Origin of the sequence: Snodgrassella sp. ESL0304 (assembly GCF_013344995.1) — a bacterium.
Classification (GTDB): domain Bacteria; phylum Pseudomonadota; class Gammaproteobacteria; order Burkholderiales; family Neisseriaceae; genus Snodgrassella; species Snodgrassella alvi.
This window is the reverse complement of sequence record NZ_JAAEDR010000011.1, coordinates 110,005-127,838: the sequence shown is the minus strand read 5'-3', so window position 1 is coordinate 127,838 and position 17,834 is coordinate 110,005. Positions and strand designations below refer to the sequence as shown.

The following is a 17,834-nucleotide window of genomic DNA, read 5'->3' as shown; positions in this document are numbered from 1 at the left end:
TTTTTCAATACTCTGCTTACTTATACGTTAAACAGTTATTTGGAAAATTCCTCTCTGATAACTTTAAGCCATGCTTTTACAGCCGGTGTCAGTTTTTTGTGACGAGGCCACGCCATAGACAAACTCCAGTTAATTGCCGGATCGGTTAACGGAACAGCTGCAAATATTTTATCGTCAAATTCATCCGTATAATAACTGGGCAGTAAAGCAATGCCCATTTCTTTTGCTACCATATCACGCAAAAGTTCCCACTGGCTGGTACAGCAAACCACATTTGGCTCAAATCCCTGATCATGACAACCATTAATAACACGTTCAAATAAAACAAAACTGCGACTAAACAAAATAAAAGACTCATCACGCAAACTGCGCAAAGACATAGATGCAGGTATTTTTGCTAACCGTTTACGCGGAAACAGTACCATCATCGGGTAATCGCATAAAGGAATATAATCAAATTCATCACTTACCGGTAACAGTAACTGACCTACATCCAGACGGTTATCCAGCAAGGCTGCTTCAATATCACGAGTACCGGCTTCAATAAAAGCCAGCTCAATATCCGGACATTGCTGATGAAAATTAAAAAAAGCCGGTGTTAGCAAACGGCTCCCTAGTAACGACATACCGATACGCAATGTACCCAATTTTAGTTCACGATAATCTTCTACCTCCTGTTTCAGTAACGACACCTGATTAAGTATCTGTAGAGAATGTTCATATACACGCTTACCAATTTCTGTTGGTAGTACCTGACGCTTGCGTCCGTTTTCTCCTTTCTGCAGTAAGGCTACATTTAAATCATTTTCCAGTGCGTGAATTATTTTGCTGATACTCGGTTGGGATAATGCCAGTTTTTCCGCAGTAACTGAAAAGCTGTGATTCTGAACCAGAGTGACCCAGCATTGAAGTGCTTTTATATCAATCATAAATATTCAAAAAAAGAATAATAAAAAAATTATAATTCATATTATGCCTAATAAAGCTAATTATAATCAGTGATTTCCAATAATTGGCTATAAGGAACAGCCAAAATGAATATGTTACACCTTCGCATGGCAAACTGCTTACGTATATGCGCACAAATTTTATTAATCATTTTATTTTGGCTGATAGGGCTGGGTATCGAAAAAGCTACTCATATCCCTTTATCTGCCGGTGTAATCGGATTATTTCTGGTATTGCTGTTATTACAGCTTAACATATTGAAATTATCATGGATTGCCAGTGGTGCGCAGGTTTTTCTGGGTGAATTAATGTTGTATTTTATGCCTGTTCTTATTGCAGTGGTTCAATACAAGGCATTGTTTGCTGCTGAAGGATGGCAACTGGTTATTAGCATCGTAACAGGTACATTTCTGGTAATGAGCAGTACTGCTCTGACCTTAAAATACTGCTATCGTCTGCGCCGTGTATGGATTAAACATCGCCATGTCTGAACTGGCACATATTTAATTTCTAACTGGATATCTGTTATGAATATAATTGCTGCCGGCTGTTTTATCTGGACAATTGCATTGTATGCACTGGCAAAAAAATGCTATCGCGCCAAGCCGGTTATATTTTTGTCACCCGCCATTACTTTTAGTGTATTAACCATAGCTCTCATGCAATGGCTGGACATCAGTTATACACAATATAATCAATATACGCGTTATATTTCCGGCTTACTTGGTCCTGCCACTGTTGCTTTTGCCATTCCGATTTATCAATATCGTGATGTAATGAAACGTCAGTTACCGATTCTGATGACTGCTATTATTGTGGGAATGTTTGTCGGGGTGGGCAGTGCTTATCTGATGGCTCGACTATTTCATTTTAACCACGAAGTGACTTACAGTCTCATGGCACGTTCCGTATCTACTCCGTTTGCCATTGAGCTTGCTGACAAAATTCATGGTTCAGCGGCGCTGGTATCCGTATTCACCATCATAACCGGACTGGTAGGCATGCTATTTGGTGATATCACACTGGCTTTCAGTCGCAGCCGGCTGCATCTGGCCAATGGTGCTGCTTTTGGTAATGCCGCACATGGATTTGGTACTTCGCGGGCAATTCAGCGTAATGCCGACGAAGGTGTGGTTGCCAGCCTGACTATGATTCTGGCAGGTTTATTTATGGTGCTGGCCGGACCTTTAATAGTGAAAATCATAGTCTGGTTATAATAAAGATAAACTGCTTTACATAAACTTTACCGCTGCCGTACAATCATTAGCGGCTTCTGTTACTATTTCTTAATTGCGTTAAAGCTGTTCGGGCATGATTCGGACAGGCGCTTTCTTCTGCTCTGCATTTTTACAGACAAAATATTCTTACAATCTTACTTGTGGAGGATAGCTGAACATGGCTTATCAATCTATCAATCCGTTTACTGGCGAGCTGGCCAGAACTTTTTCCAATCATACAGATGCTGAAGTAGAAAACGCACTGACTCAGGCTCATGCTCTGTACAAGTCTGAATGGTCGCAACCGGAAAACATCGGCGAAAGACAGGCATTACTACAACGCCTGGCTGAAATTATGACACGGCATCAGGAAAAAATTGCCCGTATTATCACATTGGATATGGGTAAACGTATTGCAGAGAGCCGTAATGAAATTGTTAATTGCATTGAAATTGTCCAGTACTATGCAAAACAGGCTGCAGAATTGCTAAAACCGGCGGCCTATCCGAGCAAACTGGGCAAAGGCTGGGTGGAACATCATCCAATCGGTATCATTCTGGCAGTTGAACCATGGAATTTTCCTATTTACCAGCTTATCCGGGTTATTGCACCGGCTATTGCTGTGGGCAATCCGGTTGTAGCCAAACATGCCAGTAATGTTCCGCAATGTGCGCAACTGGTGGAAGATCTGTTGCATGAAGCCCAGGCACCTGCCGGTACTTATACCAATCTGTTTGTAACTCCTGAGCAGATAGAAACCATTATCGGTGACAAACGCGTACAGGGTGTGGCTCTGACGGGCTCAGAAGGTGCCGGCAGTATTGTAGCCGGACAGGCTGGCAGTAAACTGAAAAAATCTACTATGGAACTGGGCGGTAATGATGTATTCGTTGTCACAGATGATGCTGATGTAGTAGCCGCCGCACATACCGCAGTAGCAGGACGCTTGTTTAACGCTGGTCAGGTATGTATTGCAGCAAAACGTTTTATCGTGCATGAAAAAGTAGCTGAACAATTTACCCGGATTGTTCAGGAAGATTTTGCTCAGGTAGTGATGGGCGATCCCCTGGATGAAAAGACTACCCTGGCACCCCTTTCATCTCGTAAAAGCAAAGAAACCCTACAAGAGCAGCTGGATGAAGCCATTGCTCATGGTGCTAAAGTATTATGCGGTAATCAGCCAGCTAAAGATAATTTCTTTACCCCAACACTGATCACGGATATTAGCCGGGATAATCCGGCCTATTTCGAAGAATTTTTCGGACCTGTAGCACAGTTGTATATTGTAAAAAATGATGAAGAAGCAATTACATTGGCTAATGATTCTAATTTTGGTCTGGGCGGAACCGTTTTCTGTAAAGATATTGAACGCGCCAAAAATCTGGCCTCGCGAATTGAAACCGGTATGGTATTTATTAACCGTTTCGGTGATTCCGTAGCTGAACTGCCGTTTGGCGGAATTAAACGTTCAGGCTTCGGACGTGAACTAAGTGATCTGGGCATTAAAGAATTTGTTAATCACAAACTTGTGGTACTTGCACAGGACTAATCCTCCTATTAATGCAAAAAGCAGTCTGTTTATACAGACTGCTTTTTTCAGATAATAATCAGTTACTGGACACAAAACACCAACCATATCTTTACTGCTTATGGTTGTAGCAATTTGAATTCCACTTTATCAGCTAAGTTTTTAGGCACAATCAAGATAACAAACGGGTGCATCTGATAACTCTGTCTTTCTCCAGAACGAATGCGTACATCTAATATCAGCTTATCCTGAGCATAATTTAACGTTAAAGGCGTAATTTCCAGCTGCTTTTGCACGATTCCGGCATCATATACAATTACATCATGAGCTGCAAAATCAATAGGAGTTGGTTTCCCATTTTTCCCCATAGTTGCAGCCATACCGAAATAACGGGCAAACTCAACAGATGAACTAATGTGTCTCGGGACTAATCCGGTTACCGTATTTTTAATGAAGTAATTATCGGCCTGCTGATAAGCAACTGGCGACACTGATTGGTTGAAAACCTGAGCAGAACTATTAGCTGTAACAGCTGCTGAATGGCTACAAGCACACAGACTGCCTGCCAGTAAGAAACTCATTATCATTGAATAAACATTACCGCACATAGCAACCTCCTGTCAGGTTCCCTAAATTTTACTGCTGCTTAAAAGCCAGACATGCCAGAGTCAGCCAGCCGGTAATCATTAAAACACCGCCAACCGGTGTAATTGCACCGAGCCAGCGTGGCAAACCCAAAGCCATCAGATACAGTGAACCACAAAAAATAATCAATCCCAGTTGTAGTAAAGAAAACGGCATTTTTACCGTAAATGCCGGTACTGCTTTTGCCAGTACACTTAATACCAGTAATCCCAGTGCATGCCAGAAAAAATACTGTGTTGCTGTATGCCACCATTCCAGTTGCTGCACACTGGCCATATGTTTTAATCCGTGTGCACCAAATGCACCCAGCATTACCGCCAAAGCCAGATTAACTGCTGCAATACCTAACCACATATCAATTCCCCATTATTCAATTAATTAAACCGTAGATATGCCTGTCTTATTACAAACAGACTATTCAGCTAAGCGCAGTATAAAGGTCGGTTTACTGAATCTCAAATTACTTACACAAATACAATCATGGCAAATTCTCATTTTCTGCCCTTCATGCAAGTAAAAACCAAAATAAAAGCTAAAGGAAAGATTATATTGCTGAAAATAGATTTATAAAAACCAATCGAAAGAGTAAATTTTCCTCCAAGATACATTAATCTTTTTACTCTTGCTTCTAATTTTCATCATACTATTACCGATAAAAAAACTGACCAGTTACTATGAACAGGTCAGTTTTTCATCTTTTGATTGTAATAGCTATTTTCTATTTATTTACAGCTGATACCACTAATTTGTGGCGATTTCGCCGTACCCACTTTAAATATACATTTAGTGGCACTACTGCCGGTAACAATGAGATTACCGGAAGCAACGTTCATATTCAGAGGTTCTTTTACACCCATTTTTACTGCTGTATTGGCCAGTTTCTGTACCTCTTCCGGCGCATATGCAGTGTTATTACTGGCTACTTTGATCTCCTTAGCACTAACACCTGCTGCTACAACCAGCCCAATAGCAAAAATCAGACTATTACGCATAGATTTATTCATTCGGATTCCTTTCCGAAGATTATATTCATTAATTATACTAATACAAAAAACCAGCACTTTCCAGCAAAATACATCAAATTTACTGTAAATCAAACAATAATGAACAAATCATTTCAATAAATACAATTATTACCTTTGTATTACCTTTAGTATAAAAGAAAAAGCTGTATACCAAGCAAACTGGTATACAGCAAACCAAAGGAACTTTTTTAAATTTAATTAATTCAGTAACAGAATGTATCAGACTGGCATACACTATTTCATTGTTGTGATTGCTGATCCAGCTTATCTCTGTCTTGCTGATATTCACCCCATAATGCATTTACTACTCCAAGCAATATGGCAAAACCAATACCTAAACACCAGGCAAAATACCACATAAAATACTCCTTGTTTTACTGGCTTGTCTGCCGGCTAAAATACCAGCGGCAGACTAAGCCGAATTTAATACAGGCTATGGTCGTTCTTGCGAATCATGTCGGTAGTTACCTTACCGCGCATCACCCGATAACACCAGCTGGTATAACACAACATTAGCGGCACGAAAATTAATGCCACCACCAGCATAATTTTAAGAGTAAATTCACTCGAACTGGCATCCCATACCGTCAGGCTGGAGCGCAAATCTGTGCTTGAAGGCATGATAAAGGGGAACATGGATACACCAGCGGTACTGATTACGCCGCCAAGACCCAATGCTGAAAACCAGAATGCTACAAAATTCTTCCCGCCTTTTGCCAGAAGCCATGCCACTATAAAACCAACATAAGCCAGTACCGGTATCACTAACAGCAGCGGATATTGCTGATAGTTATTCATCCATGCACCAGTGGCACTGACCACCTGTTTATTCAGCGGATCAGGTGAAGCTCCAGGCAAATAACTTCCCTCAACCATGCTGTAACCATTAATTCCCATATTGACCCAGATACCGGCCAGTGAGAATGCGATTACCACAACAATCAGAGCAATTGTGCTGGCACGCAGTGCACGTTGTCTTACCTGTTCATCTGTGCGCAATGCCAGATAAATCGCACCATGAAAGGTAATCATTGCAGCCGATACCACACCACACAACAAACTGAAAGGATTGAGCAAAGCCCAGAATGAACCAGTATAGAAAGAACGCAAATCATCATCAAAATGAAATGGCACCCCCAGCAGCAGATTACCGAAAGCCACACCGAAAATCAGCGGTGGAACGAAACTGCCGACAAACAGTAACCAGTCCCAGGTAGTACGCCAGCGGGCATTATTGATTTTACTGCGATAGTCAAATCCTACCGGACGGAAAAACATTGCCCACAGCACAGCCATCATTGCCCAGTAAAAGCCGGAAAATGCTGTCGCATAAGCATATGGCCATGCTGCAAAAATAGCACCACCACCAGTAAGAAACCATACCTGATTACCATCCCAGTGCGGGGCTATTGAATTAATAATGACACGGCGCTCGTTATCGTTTCTGCCAACAAACGGAAGCAGAGAACCTGCCCCCATATCCTGCCCGTCCATGATGGCAAAGCCAATCAGCAGAACACCCAGCAACAACCACCAGATGAATTTTAATACCGAATAATCCAAGAATTCCATGGTCTACTCCTAATGTTCTGCTTCATTAGCATAACGCCCTGTACCCAGTGAACCCGGGCCCTGACGGGAAAACCGTACCATCAGATACACTTCCACAATTAATAAGATTGTGTACAGTGTTACAAAACCGAAAATTGATCCCCAGAGACTAGCAGCCGTCAGCGAAGAAGCCGAAAGATTAGTCGGTAGTACACCATATACTGTCCATGGCTGGCGTCCATACTCCGCAACAAACCATCCTGCCTCACAGGCCAGCCAGGGCAATGGTAAACTCCAGAACACCCATTTAAGCAACCAGCGTTTATCTGCAAAACTATTTCTAACCGAAGTATAAAATGCTACAACCATCAGCAACAGCAGCAGACAGCCACACAATACCATGATGCGGAAACTCCAGAACATCGGAGCGACACGCGGAATTGTTTCCCGGGCTGCATGTGCGATATCAGATTCAGTAGCCTGACGTACATCCGGCACATAGGATTTAAGCAGTAAGCCAAAGCCCAGATCATCGCCATATTTTTTCATGGCAGCCTGTGCTTGTGCATCTGTACGGTCTTTACGCAATGTTTCCAGCGCAATCACAGCTTCCCGACCATTGCGAATACGCTCCGTATTCTCAGCAATGATTTCCTTGATTCCCGGAATCTGTTTATCCAGTGACCGGGTACCGATTAAACCCATTACCCATGGAATTTCGATAGCGAAATCATTTTCCATTTTCTGCTCATTTGGCAGAGCAATCAGATTAAACGAAGCCGGAGCCGGTTCTGTTTCCCACATGGCTTCCAGTGTCGCCATTTTAGTTTGCTGTGATTTTCCCACGGTATAACCGGATTCATCACCCAGGATAATAACTGACAGAATTGAAGCTACACCAAAAGCTACGGCAATACGAAAGCTTTTTTTGGCAAATTCGACATCCTGACGTTTCAGCAAATACCAGGCAGAAATAGACATCACGAAAACCGCAGCGGTTACATAACCGGCAGAGACTGTATGTACAAATTTATTCTGCGCTACTTCATTCAGGAAAATGTCAGTAAAACTGGTCATTTCCATACGCATTGATTCAAAATTGAAATGCGCCCCTACCGGATCCTGCATCCAGCCATTGGCTACCAGAATCCACAATGCAGACAGATTGGAACCAAGTGCCATAAGAATGGTAACTAATAGATGACCAGGCCGGCTCAGTCTTTCCCAGCCAAAAAAGAACAGGCCTACAAAAGTGGATTCCAGAAAAAATGCCATCAGCGCTTCAATAGCCAATGGCGCACCAAAAATATCCCCCACATAATGCGAATAATATGACCAGTTGGTACCAAACTGGAATTCCATTGTTATACCGGTAGTTACACCCAGAGCAAAATTGATGCCGAACAATTTGCCCCAGAATCGCGTCATATCTTTATATATCTGCTTACCGGTTAACACATAAGTGGATTCCATTATTACCAGAATCCATACTATCCCCAATGTTAGCGGTACAAACAAAAAATGATAAAGCGCGACCAGCGCAAACTGCAGCCTTGACAGTTCCACTAAATCCATGGCTTTGTTCCTGTAATTTATATTAATAAAAATTATATTTATCTTTAAACCGGCATTGATAAATATTTCAATTTAATAGAATTTAATATACTATACAAATCGGAAATATTAAACTAATGCATAAATTTAACAAATAAATATAGTTATTTAAGTTTACATTAAATATGTAAAATTAAAAATAAACTAAACTTCTATTGTTAAAAATATTATATATTTTACTTTTACATTATAAATGCTAAAAATATATATTTAGAAATTATAATACAATGTCTTTGTTAAAATTTGTTATTAGTTATTTTTTTGATCTAGATCAAATAAAGGCAGCCACAAAATGGCTGCCAGAAAAGTAAATCAGCTAAAAATTTATTCAGAATTTATTCAATTTATTTGCAAAATCTGAGCCTCAGACCACGGATTAGTCTGATGGCTTGCTACAATCAGAATACCTTGCCGCTGATGCTGTTGCAGCACAGAAGCCAGCTCTGCCTGTGCCTGCTCATCAATACCGGCAAACGGTTCATCCAGTATCAGTATTTTATAAGGACGCAGCAGTAAACGCGCCAGAGCAATGCGACGAGCCTGCCCTCCGGACACAGCTGCTCCATACTCTCCCAGACGTGTCTCCAGAAGCTGGGGCTGATTTTCAGCCCATACAGCCAGCCCGACGCTGGAAAGCACTGACCATAGCTCATCCTCAGTAGCATCAGCTTTACCCAAACGCAGATTCTCAGCCAGAGTTAAATCAAATATATCAAGTTGCTGAGCCAGATAACCCACCTCTCCCTGCCACTGCCATACTGAAAACGGTTGCTGATTACAACACAATTCCCCTGCTGCTGGTTCCAGTTCCCCCGCTAATACTGCCAGCAAAGTTGATTTCCCGGCACCAGATGCTCCTTGCAGCAACAAAATATTACCGTTAACCAAATCAAAACTGACATTTTCCGCTCCGTTCAGCGCATCCGGCCAGCGTGCCTGTAATGCACGCGCCTGTAAATGCAGTTGTGCCGGTAAAGGCTTTTTATCTGATTCTTCAACAGTCAGTGCGGGCGTAATTGCATTAAGACGTATGCATGCAGCCTGACACAGACCATAGGTCATCATATTCATACCCAGTACCAGCACCAGTTCTGTAAAACCAAATACAGCCAGCACCAGCGCCAGCAACATGGCTACTGAAAGGTTTGCATCGCCACCGAAACGCTCACTTCCCAGCCATAACAAAACAGCCACTGCTGCAGCCATCAATACCTGCTGTAACAATACTACTCTTCCTGCCAGTTGCTGCTGATGCAACTGGCCAGAGACATAATATTGATCTTCGGCATGAAAAACCGTTGCAAAGCGTGACCATTGCTGCCATTGCAACAAAGCTGTTATTGCTTCAAGCGGTTGCAATAAAGCTGTACGCCGCTTTTCAGCCAATCCTGCCTGCTGTTTGCCCCAGTTTTGTCCGTACAGTGCAGCCAATGCCGGAATCACGACAGTTGCCAGAAATAATGGAATAGACAGATACAATGTCAGTTTGCTGCCGGCCACAATTAAAGTTAGCCCCAGAATGCCCAGCAACATGAATAATGCCCATAACCATGGCAATACAACATTAAGCGGCCAGTTATTCAGCAATTCAATATCACTCAGTAAAGAATGCATCTGCCGCAGAGCGTTCTGTTGCTGCTGTTTACCTGTAGCCAGACGAGAAAACAGCCCGCTGCGTAAATCAGCCAGAAGACCCAGTACTGCATCATGTGAACCAAGACGCTCACCATAGCGCCCCGCGGTACGCACAATCGCCAGCAAACGGATCACCCCTGCCGGAGTAAAATAGTTAAAGGTGTAAGCTGTTGCCAGACTTATTATTCCGGCCAACCCGGCAGCAGTAATAAACCAGCCGGACAGAGCCAGCAGTCCGATACTGGCTATAGCTGTTACCTGCCCTAATAACCATGCCAGTAACCAGGCACTCTTGCGACTCAGCAATAAATTAGACAGTTTCAGCTGCTGTTGTGACCATAACAAATGATAACGCTTCATCGTAATTGCTCCTGCCGGTCAGTCAGCATGATTTCCCTATCAACCCATCCGGCAAAACTAATATCATGACTAACGAGTATAACCGTTTTACCGATACTCAGCTGCGCCAGCAACTGCATAATTTCCGATGCTGTTTGCGCATCCAGATGAGCGGTTGGTTCATCCAGCAGCCATAACGGTGCTTTTCGTAACAGCATTTGTGCCAGCGCCAGTCGTTGTAGCTGTCCGCCGGACATTCCACGACCACGCTCACCCAGTTGTGTATCCATTTGATGAGGTAAACGCTGAATTAATACCCATAGTCCTACTTGTTGCAGTACCTGCTGCAATTCTTCATCCGTAGCATCCGGGCTGGCCAGCCGCAAATTTTCGGCAACTGATAGTGACAATATTGGTGGCGTCTGTGCCAGATAAGCCACCGACTGCCGTAATAGCGGTAAATTTAATTCAGCATAATTATGCTGATTAATCCATAAAGTACCAGAGTAAGGAGCAAACCCCAGTAAGGCCTGCAGCAGACTGGATTTTCCACTCCCACTCGCTCCTCTGAGCAGAACACGTTCTCCGGCTTCTATGCAAAAACTGAATTGCGGCAGACGGATACGTTCATCACGTCCGTATACCACCAGATAATCTGCACGCAAACTGGGAGGTGTTTGCAATACAAAATCAACTTCTTCAGAAACAGCAGGAATATTTTCGACCACTTTATATAGTGGCATTAATGTCTCGGCTGCTGCCTCTGCCTTAGCTTTATCATGATAATCAGCACCAAGCTGACGCAATGGTGCATAAAATTCCGGCGCCAGCAATAAAATAAATAATGCCCCCTGATAAGGTACCGGTATTTGTCCGTTTGCCCAGGGCAATACACCCAGCAGTCCGAGACCCAGATACACAGCCACCAGTGCGATCGCCAGCGAAGCAAACAGTTCCAGAACGGCTGTAGACAGAAATGCCAGCCGTAATACCGCCATTGTTCGCACCCGATAAGACTCAGCAGCGGCATCAATAGTCTTCTGTGCCTGCAACTGAGCACCTAAACGACGTAACGTGGGCAGACCCCGCAGCAAATCCAGAAAACGTCCGCTTAAAGCCGCCAGTGCTGAAAACTGCGCACGATTTTTACGTGCTGCCGCCTGTCCGAGCAAAATCATAAAAATCGGAACCAGTGGCGCAGTCAGCAATAATAGTGCAGCAGCAAATGGACTATAAAAACAGGTAGCCGCAGCAATCAGTACCGGCATCAGTACTGCAAGTTGCTGTTGCAGAACATAACGGCTTAAATATCCATCCAGAGCATCTACCTGTTCCAGAACCATTGTAGACAGAGCTCCATCACTGCCATACTGGCTACGCTCAGGTCCCAGTAATGCCAGTGCTTTCATTAACTGACTGCGCAACTGTAATCTGATTGCCACACTTGCCCGTAATAGCAACCGGTCTTTAAAATAGTTCAGTAACGGCCGCAACAGCCAGCAGATTAATAGATAAGGTAAAAACTGAAATAAAGTCTCAGTTACATCCTCTCCATTAAGCCACAAAGCAAAAAGGTTAGCCAGTAGAGCACTCTGTACAATAATTAATACGGCTGCGGTAACCATCAGCACCCATGCCAGCCGGTATGAGCGGTGTTGTCGTTTTTGCCATAAGCGCAGATAAAATCGCGGAGCAGATGCATGTAAGTTACTTCGAACCAACCCTTTTCTCCCTCGTTGTCTAAAACTTTCTATCAGCATTAATTTGTTGCAATTGCCTGTGGTGAAATACGCTTAAGCTGCCAGTGCTGTACCGCCCAGCTCAGCAAATCAGACAGACTATCCACCTCTGGTGCCTGCGGCTGCCCGAGATAAGTGAGAACCTGCCGCAGTAAAGTTTCACGCCGGCGCAAATCTAATGCAGGTGCCTGCGTCTGTTTTGACCATTTTTGTCCCAGCGTATTAGTCAGCAACGGTAAATGAGCATAAGCCGGCTGTGAAAAACCCAGTAACTGCTGTAAATAAATCTGACGGGGGGTAGATAATAACAAATCCTGACCGCGTACTACATGATTGATTCCCTGATCCGCATCATCAACTACGACCGCCAGTTGATAAGCCCAGAAACCATCTGCCCGCAACAAAACAAAATCGCCCACATCTCTGAATAAACACTGTTGCTTATAACCTTGTATTGCATCCGTAAAACCGGTTATATCTGTACCAGTTCGCAAACGCCATGCCGGCATTTTCTCTGAACAGACAAACTTATCTGCATTCAAAGATGCACAATGTCCGCCATAAATAAAACCATCCGTACCCATGCCCTGTGCTTCAGCCTGTATCGTTTTTCGGCTGCAAAAGCATGGATACACCAGTCCTTGCGCCTTTAACTGCGCCAAAGCCGCAGCATAAAGGTGATGACGCTTGCTTTGATAAATAACTTCACCATCCCAGTGCAGTTCAAAAGCTTCCAGTGCAGATAAAATAGCTGCTGCTGCACCCGGCATTTCACGTGGCGGATCCAGATCTTCCATCCGCACAAGCCAGCGTCCCTGCCGGCTGCGCGCATCCAAATAAGAAGCTACCGCAGTAAGCAGCGAACCAATATGCAACAAACCGGTAGGGCTGGGGGCAAAACGCCCTACATACAACTCATCCACAAACAACTTCCATTCTTAATTCAATTTCACAGCCGGCACAGCTAATATAACTTAACATCACACCCGAAAAAGTACAAACCAGCCGTGATAATTAATAACTAAATATAGAATATAAACAATTATTTATCAAAAAATTACCCAAAAATAGCATTTATTACCCTTACCTATAACTTTACTCTGGCACAATATTTAACCTAAAAAATAAAGGCATAAAACGGTATAATTCAATTTATCCGAATACATTAACACATCATGATTAGCAATGATTCACGTCTGCTTGTAATCGATACCAGCACCAGTTATCTGTCACTGGGACTGCATTACAACGGACATACTTACAGCATCTGCGAAGCAGCCGGTGCAAAACAGTCTGAACTGATATTACCGCGTATACAGCAGTTACTGGCAGAATCCGGACTGATACTGTCTCAGCTGGATGCCATCATTTACGCACAAGGCCCCGGTGCTTTCACCGGATTACGCATTGGTCTGGGTGTAGCTACTGGTTTAGCATTGCCATTCAGTCTGCCACTGATTGGCATTCCCTGTCTGGATGCTGTAGCTGCTCTTGCACCGGATCAGCCTTGCGTACTGGCCGCAACAGACGCACGTATGAACGAACTATTCTATGCATGGTATGACACCCATAATCATAAACGTCTGAGTGATTATCTGGTGGGTACTGCCGAAAGCATCTGTCTGCCGGCCGGTCAGCATCAGGCTACAGGTATCGGTAATGCTTACGGGCTGAATATCAATTTACCCGTATCAGGGCAGAATCTTATGCCCGGAGCTCAGGAGTATGTGCAACTGGCCTTATCCGGTCGTTACAAAGCAACTGATGCTGCTCATGCCAGCCTGCATTATGTCCGCAATAAAATTGCTCTGACAGCTGCCGAACAGGCTGCCAGACGAACTGCGAGTCAGATAGCATGAATATCCGTGCCGCCACTCTCGCTGATGTCGCCGCTCTGCATGAGCTTGAAAAACAGTGTAATCCGGCGCCATGGTCAGCAACACAACTGGCCAATACCGTTTATGCACCACAGCCTGTATGGGTAATCGACCTGCCTGTGCATGGAATTGTCAGCATGCTGGTCTGGCAAAAACTGCCGGGGGAAGCCGAAATTCATTTGCTTGACACCCATCCTGATTTCAGACGGCAGGGTTATGCACAACAATTACTGGAACATTTATTCCAGCATGCAAAGCAACAGCATCTGAACCGGATATTGCTTGAAGTGCGTGCCGGCAATTCCGGTGCACTGCAACTGTATACAAACAATGGTTTTGTATCCTGTGGCATACGTAAAAATTATTACCAGAATGGTGATGATGCTGTATTAATGGAAAAACCATGCTAGACAGCCGCTATCTTTATCTGCACGAAGCGCTGGGTCTCGGCCCCATGTGGTTATCACAAACTGCTTATCTGATACCTTCCGAAATTACAGAAACAAATACGCCAGTAAAAAACGATACCCGGCCTGTTGCGCGCTCTGTTCCGGACAATTCTGTCCGTTCACAACCAGTGAGAACTTCTCACCAGACGTCGCCGGCTGATATTACTGCAACTCAGCCAGCCAACCGGCATCGTGACGCACTTCGGCAAATTATCAATCAGCCGGCAACTGAATCTGTAACACAGATTACCAAAGAAGATAACACTAGCAAAATCAGCCCCATTACCACAAGTGATAAATTAAATATCAGCTTCGAATCCATTCCGGCAACACTGGCTGCATGCACTCGCTGCAATTTGCATCAGGAGCGCTGCACTCCACTTCCGGGATATGGTGCAAGCAATGCACGGCTTCTGGTTATCAGCTCTAATCCTGCACCGCCCGACGACAGCAGCAGGCAGCTTTTCAGCGGAGAAGTCGGCAAATTGCTCAGCAATATGCTGGCAGCCATCAATATTACTGCTGAAGAAGTTTTTTTTACCAGTCAGGTGAAGTGTGCGCCTAATGTCAGCCTGCGCATTACTGATGAGCATCTGCAAGCCTGTTTGCCTTATCTGAATGCTCAGATCGAACATATCCGGCCTCAGGCTATTCTGCTGCTCGGGCAGATATTCAGCCAGCTCGACCAGACAATACTGGCACACAATCTGCACAATATTCCTTACGTAATATCGCCCCACCCTGCACGATTATTGCGTCAAAGCCATTTAAAAGCCAATGCATGGACAGCACTTAAACAATTGCGCAATTTCTTACAATAATCTGTTAAAAAATGTATCTTTATAAGGTATAAGTCCGCACAAGCCAAAACATCTATGTTAAAATATGATAATAAAATTTTAATTAAATAAAATCAATATATTATGCATATTTCTCTTGGCCCTGTCGTGATGATTCTTTTGGTGGCTGTTTTGGCCTCTATCATCTGCCGACGTTTACACATTCCCGCCATGCTAGGCTACCTGGTAGTTGGCTTCATAGCCGGTCCTGGCTGGCTGCATTTAATTAATCAGAGTCATGCCACCGAATTTATCGGAGAAATCGGCATTACTTTTCTTATGTTCAGCATCGGGCTTGAGTTTTCCATCGGCAAACTTAAGGCCATGCGCAGGCTGGTGCTTGGTTTAGGCGGATTACAGGTCGCACTTACCCTGTTGATACTTTTTATCCTGTTTGCAGCCATGCGTATTCAGCTGACATGGGCGTTTACCCTTGCCGCAGCCATGACTATGTCTTCGACGGCTATTGTCAGCCGCATTATGGTAGAAAAAAACGAACTGGGACAGCATTACGGCCACATGATTATGGGCGTACTGCTGATGCAGGATATTGCCGTCGTTCCATTGATGATTTTATTACCTGCTCTGGCTCACAGCAGTGACGGTCTGATCCTGCAAATGGGCAAAGCCCTGCTTACCATGGCACTTGCCTTAGGTCTGCTGCTGGTGGTCGGCAGTAAAATCATGCCTATGTGGTTCCGTCTGATTGCCCGCACCAAATCCAGCGAACTCTTCATGATTAACGTTTTGCTGGTCACTCTCGGAGTTGCTTATCTTACTCAGCTGGCCGGTCTGTCACTGGCACTGGGCGCCTTTGTTGCCGGTATGCTGATATCAGAAACCGAATACCGCTATCAGGTAGAAGATGACATTCGCCCCTTCCGGGACATTCTGCTCGGCTTCTTCTTCATTACCATCGGCATGAAACTGAATATACAAGTTTTACAATCAAGCTGGTTAATGATACTGATACTGGGAGCACTGCTGGTTATTCTGAAAGCAGCGGTACTATTTGGCATTAGCCGCTACATGAAAGAAAAAACCGGCGACAGCATTAAAACAGCTTTGTATCTCGCTCAGGGTGGTGAATTCGGCTTTGTTATGCTGGCCATTAGTGGCGCATTAAAACTCATTTCTCTTGAGCTGCAACAAGCAGCCATTGCCGCCATCCTGCTTTCCATGATACTGGCACCCTTTATTATGCGAAGTGCAGATAAAATCAATAAACTGCTGGTTAAACGCAGCTGGGACGAACAGGCAGTTGATTTACAGAGCATACTGGTAGATACCATGAGCAAATCTGACCATATTCTCATTATCGGTTTCGGCCGCTGCGGTCAGAGCATTGCCCGTATCCTGCAACAGGAGGCTACACCCTACTATGCCATTGATCTGGATGCTGAACGGGTTGCCACAGCCAAAGCTGCCGGTGAACCGGTCACCTTCGGTGATGCCAAACGGCAGGAAGTATTACAGGCAGCCGGATTAAAACGTGCCAATACCGTACTGATTACCATCAACAACATGACAGAGGCTAAGCATATTCTCAATAATATTATGCTGATTGCCCCTACCATGCCGGTAATTGTGCGCGTTACCAACGACGACAACATTCCTGTGCTAACCAATATGGGGGCAGACGACATCGTTTCTGATGAAAAAGAATCCAGCCTTACACTCGCCAGTCAGGCATTATTAAGCTCAGGCAAACCGTTTGATGAAGTCTATCAAATCATGCAGCGTATTCGTCAAAACCGTTATCAGGCACTTGAAGGTTTATTTGCCGGTAGTGATGACACCGTCTCTGATGAGAATATCCATTATTTCCGTCAGGCTTTCACTCTGCCGCCAGATGCTTTTCTGGTAGGTAAAAGTGTAGACGACCTTCCGCTGGACAAATTGAAAGTAAAACTGCTCTCAGTACGCCGCAATGCTCATCAATTACGCAAATTTGACTCTGAATTCCGTTTTAAAAATGCAGATACCCTGGTTGTACTTGGTCCCAGAGACAAAGTAATTCTTTTTGAAAACTGGTCACTACAGGGAACGAACTAATTTTTTCATAACTAGTACTTGCCAGCGAACGGCATATCTGGTTTAATAGCGTCTTTCCCAAGCAGGGGTGATTAGCTCAGTTGGTAGAGCGTCTGCCTTACAAGCAGAATGTCGGCGGTTCGACTCCGTCATCACCCACCAGTTTTCTGTTTTATGCATTGCATAAAACTTGCGCGGTGGTAGCTCAGTTGGTTAGAGTACCGGCCTGTCACGCCGGGGGTCGCGGGTTCGAGCCCCGTCCGCCGCGCCAAATTAAATAAAAAAGCACAGCATAAGCTGTGCTTTTTTATTATTTCATTATGTACAAACATTTTTCAGATAACCTATTACGTCAAACCCGAATATTTAAATACATAATCTTTATAGAACAGAT

At 44.1% G+C, this 17,834-nt stretch carries 17 protein-coding genes and 2 tRNA genes; 9 read left to right on the top strand and 10 right to left on the bottom strand.

What is annotated here, in order from left to right; translation table 11 throughout:
* Nucleotides 1-35: 35 nt before the first annotated feature.
* A complete protein-coding gene (locus GYX91_RS03140) occupies nt 36-929 on the bottom strand; it encodes a LysR substrate-binding domain-containing protein (protein ID WP_172397118.1) in 894 nt (297 codons plus the stop codon).
* 105 nt (nt 930-1,034) lie between these two features.
* Here GYX91_RS03140 and GYX91_RS03135 point away from each other — a divergent pair, with 105 nt between their 5' ends.
* The 3 genes from GYX91_RS03135 (at nt 1,035) to GYX91_RS03125 (ending at nt 3,714) form a co-directional block, all read left to right on the top strand.
* Nucleotides 1,035-1,439 (top strand): CidA/LrgA family protein, encoded by a 405-nt coding sequence (locus GYX91_RS03135; protein ID WP_084586244.1) that lies wholly within the window; start codon nt 1,035-1,037, stop codon nt 1,437-1,439.
* A 36-nt stretch (nt 1,440-1,475) separates the two neighbouring features.
* Nucleotides 1,476-2,165, top strand: coding sequence for an LrgB family protein (locus GYX91_RS03130; RefSeq protein WP_084551803.1), 690 nt, complete (start codon nt 1,476-1,478; stop codon nt 2,163-2,165).
* Between the two features lie 178 nt (nt 2,166-2,343).
* Nucleotides 2,344-3,714, top strand: a complete 1,371-nt coding sequence (locus GYX91_RS03125; protein ID WP_174829923.1) for an NAD-dependent succinate-semialdehyde dehydrogenase — start codon at nt 2,344-2,346, stop codon at nt 3,712-3,714.
* Between the two features lie 98 nt (nt 3,715-3,812).
* On the opposite strand, the gene GYX91_RS03120 is transcribed toward GYX91_RS03125, so the two are convergent.
* The 9 genes from GYX91_RS03120 to gluQRS all read right to left on the bottom strand — a co-directional run bounded on the left by GYX91_RS03120 (nt 3,813) and on the right by gluQRS (nt 13,155).
* Nucleotides 3,813-4,301 carry a hypothetical protein gene (locus tag GYX91_RS03120; protein WP_084586246.1) on the bottom strand — a complete coding sequence of 163 codons (489 nt, stop codon included), beginning with the start codon at nt 4,299-4,301 and terminating at the stop codon, nt 3,813-3,815.
* 28 nt (nt 4,302-4,329) lie between these two features.
* Entirely contained in the window at nt 4,330-4,692 is a 363-nt protein-coding gene (locus GYX91_RS03115; RefSeq protein WP_174829922.1) for a DUF423 domain-containing protein, read from the bottom strand.
* A 368-nt stretch (nt 4,693-5,060) separates the two neighbouring features.
* A complete protein-coding gene (locus GYX91_RS03110) occupies nt 5,061-5,342 on the bottom strand; it encodes a hypothetical protein (protein WP_174829921.1) in 282 nt (93 codons plus the stop codon).
* A 260-nt stretch (nt 5,343-5,602) separates the two neighbouring features.
* Nucleotides 5,603-5,722: a cytochrome bd-I oxidase subunit CydX gene (gene cydX / locus GYX91_RS03105; protein WP_025330274.1), complete on the bottom strand. Its 120-nt coding sequence runs from the start codon at nt 5,720-5,722 to the stop codon at nt 5,603-5,605.
* A 64-nt stretch (nt 5,723-5,786) separates the two neighbouring features.
* Nucleotides 5,787-6,935, bottom strand: coding sequence for a cytochrome d ubiquinol oxidase subunit II (gene cydB, locus GYX91_RS03100; RefSeq protein ID WP_041879090.1), 1,149 nt, complete (start codon nt 6,933-6,935; stop codon nt 5,787-5,789).
* 9 nt (nt 6,936-6,944) lie between these two features.
* Complete coding sequence (locus GYX91_RS03095) at nt 6,945-8,489, bottom strand: cytochrome ubiquinol oxidase subunit I (RefSeq protein WP_037393520.1); 1,545 nt, start codon at nt 8,487-8,489, stop codon at nt 6,945-6,947.
* Between the two features lie 378 nt (nt 8,490-8,867).
* Nucleotides 8,868-10,523 (bottom strand): amino acid ABC transporter ATP-binding/permease protein, encoded by a 1,656-nt coding sequence (locus GYX91_RS03090; RefSeq protein WP_174829920.1) that lies wholly within the window; start codon nt 10,521-10,523, stop codon nt 8,868-8,870.
* Nucleotides 10,520-12,223 carry a thiol reductant ABC exporter subunit CydD gene (cydD, locus tag GYX91_RS03085; RefSeq protein WP_171991503.1) on the bottom strand — a complete coding sequence of 568 codons (1,704 nt, stop codon included), beginning with the start codon at nt 12,221-12,223 and terminating at the stop codon, nt 10,520-10,522. Before cydD ends, GYX91_RS03090 begins: the two co-directional genes overlap by 4 nt.
* A 38-nt stretch (nt 12,224-12,261) precedes the next feature.
* Nucleotides 12,262-13,155 carry a tRNA glutamyl-Q(34) synthetase GluQRS gene (gluQRS, locus tag GYX91_RS03080; protein ID WP_174829972.1) on the bottom strand — a complete coding sequence of 298 codons (894 nt, stop codon included), beginning with the start codon at nt 13,153-13,155 and terminating at the stop codon, nt 12,262-12,264.
* 261 nt (nt 13,156-13,416) lie between these two features.
* Here gluQRS and tsaB point away from each other — a divergent pair, with 261 nt between their 5' ends.
* The 6 genes from tsaB (at nt 13,417) to GYX91_RS03050 (ending at nt 17,711) form a co-directional block, all read left to right on the top strand.
* Complete coding sequence (gene tsaB, locus GYX91_RS03075) at nt 13,417-14,100, top strand: tRNA (adenosine(37)-N6)-threonylcarbamoyltransferase complex dimerization subunit type 1 TsaB (RefSeq protein ID WP_174829919.1); 684 nt, start codon at nt 13,417-13,419, stop codon at nt 14,098-14,100.
* Complete coding sequence (gene rimI, locus GYX91_RS03070) at nt 14,097-14,528, top strand: ribosomal protein S18-alanine N-acetyltransferase (protein WP_025330267.1); 432 nt, start codon at nt 14,097-14,099, stop codon at nt 14,526-14,528. The genes tsaB and rimI overlap by 4 nt, the downstream gene beginning before the upstream one ends.
* Entirely contained in the window at nt 14,522-15,388 is an 867-nt protein-coding gene (locus tag GYX91_RS03065) for a uracil-DNA glycosylase family protein (protein ID WP_025330266.1), read from the top strand. The genes rimI and GYX91_RS03065 overlap by 7 nt, the downstream gene beginning before the upstream one ends.
* 99 nt (nt 15,389-15,487) lie before the next feature.
* Complete coding sequence (locus GYX91_RS03060) at nt 15,488-17,461, top strand: cation:proton antiporter (protein WP_174829971.1); 1,974 nt, start codon at nt 15,488-15,490, stop codon at nt 17,459-17,461.
* 65 nt (nt 17,462-17,526) lie between these two features.
* Nucleotides 17,527-17,602: transfer RNA gene (locus tag GYX91_RS03055), tRNA-Val, on the top strand.
* Between the two features lie 32 nt (nt 17,603-17,634).
* Nucleotides 17,635-17,711: transfer RNA gene (locus GYX91_RS03050), tRNA-Asp, on the top strand.
* The last annotated feature ends 123 nt before the right edge of the window (nt 17,712-17,834 follow it).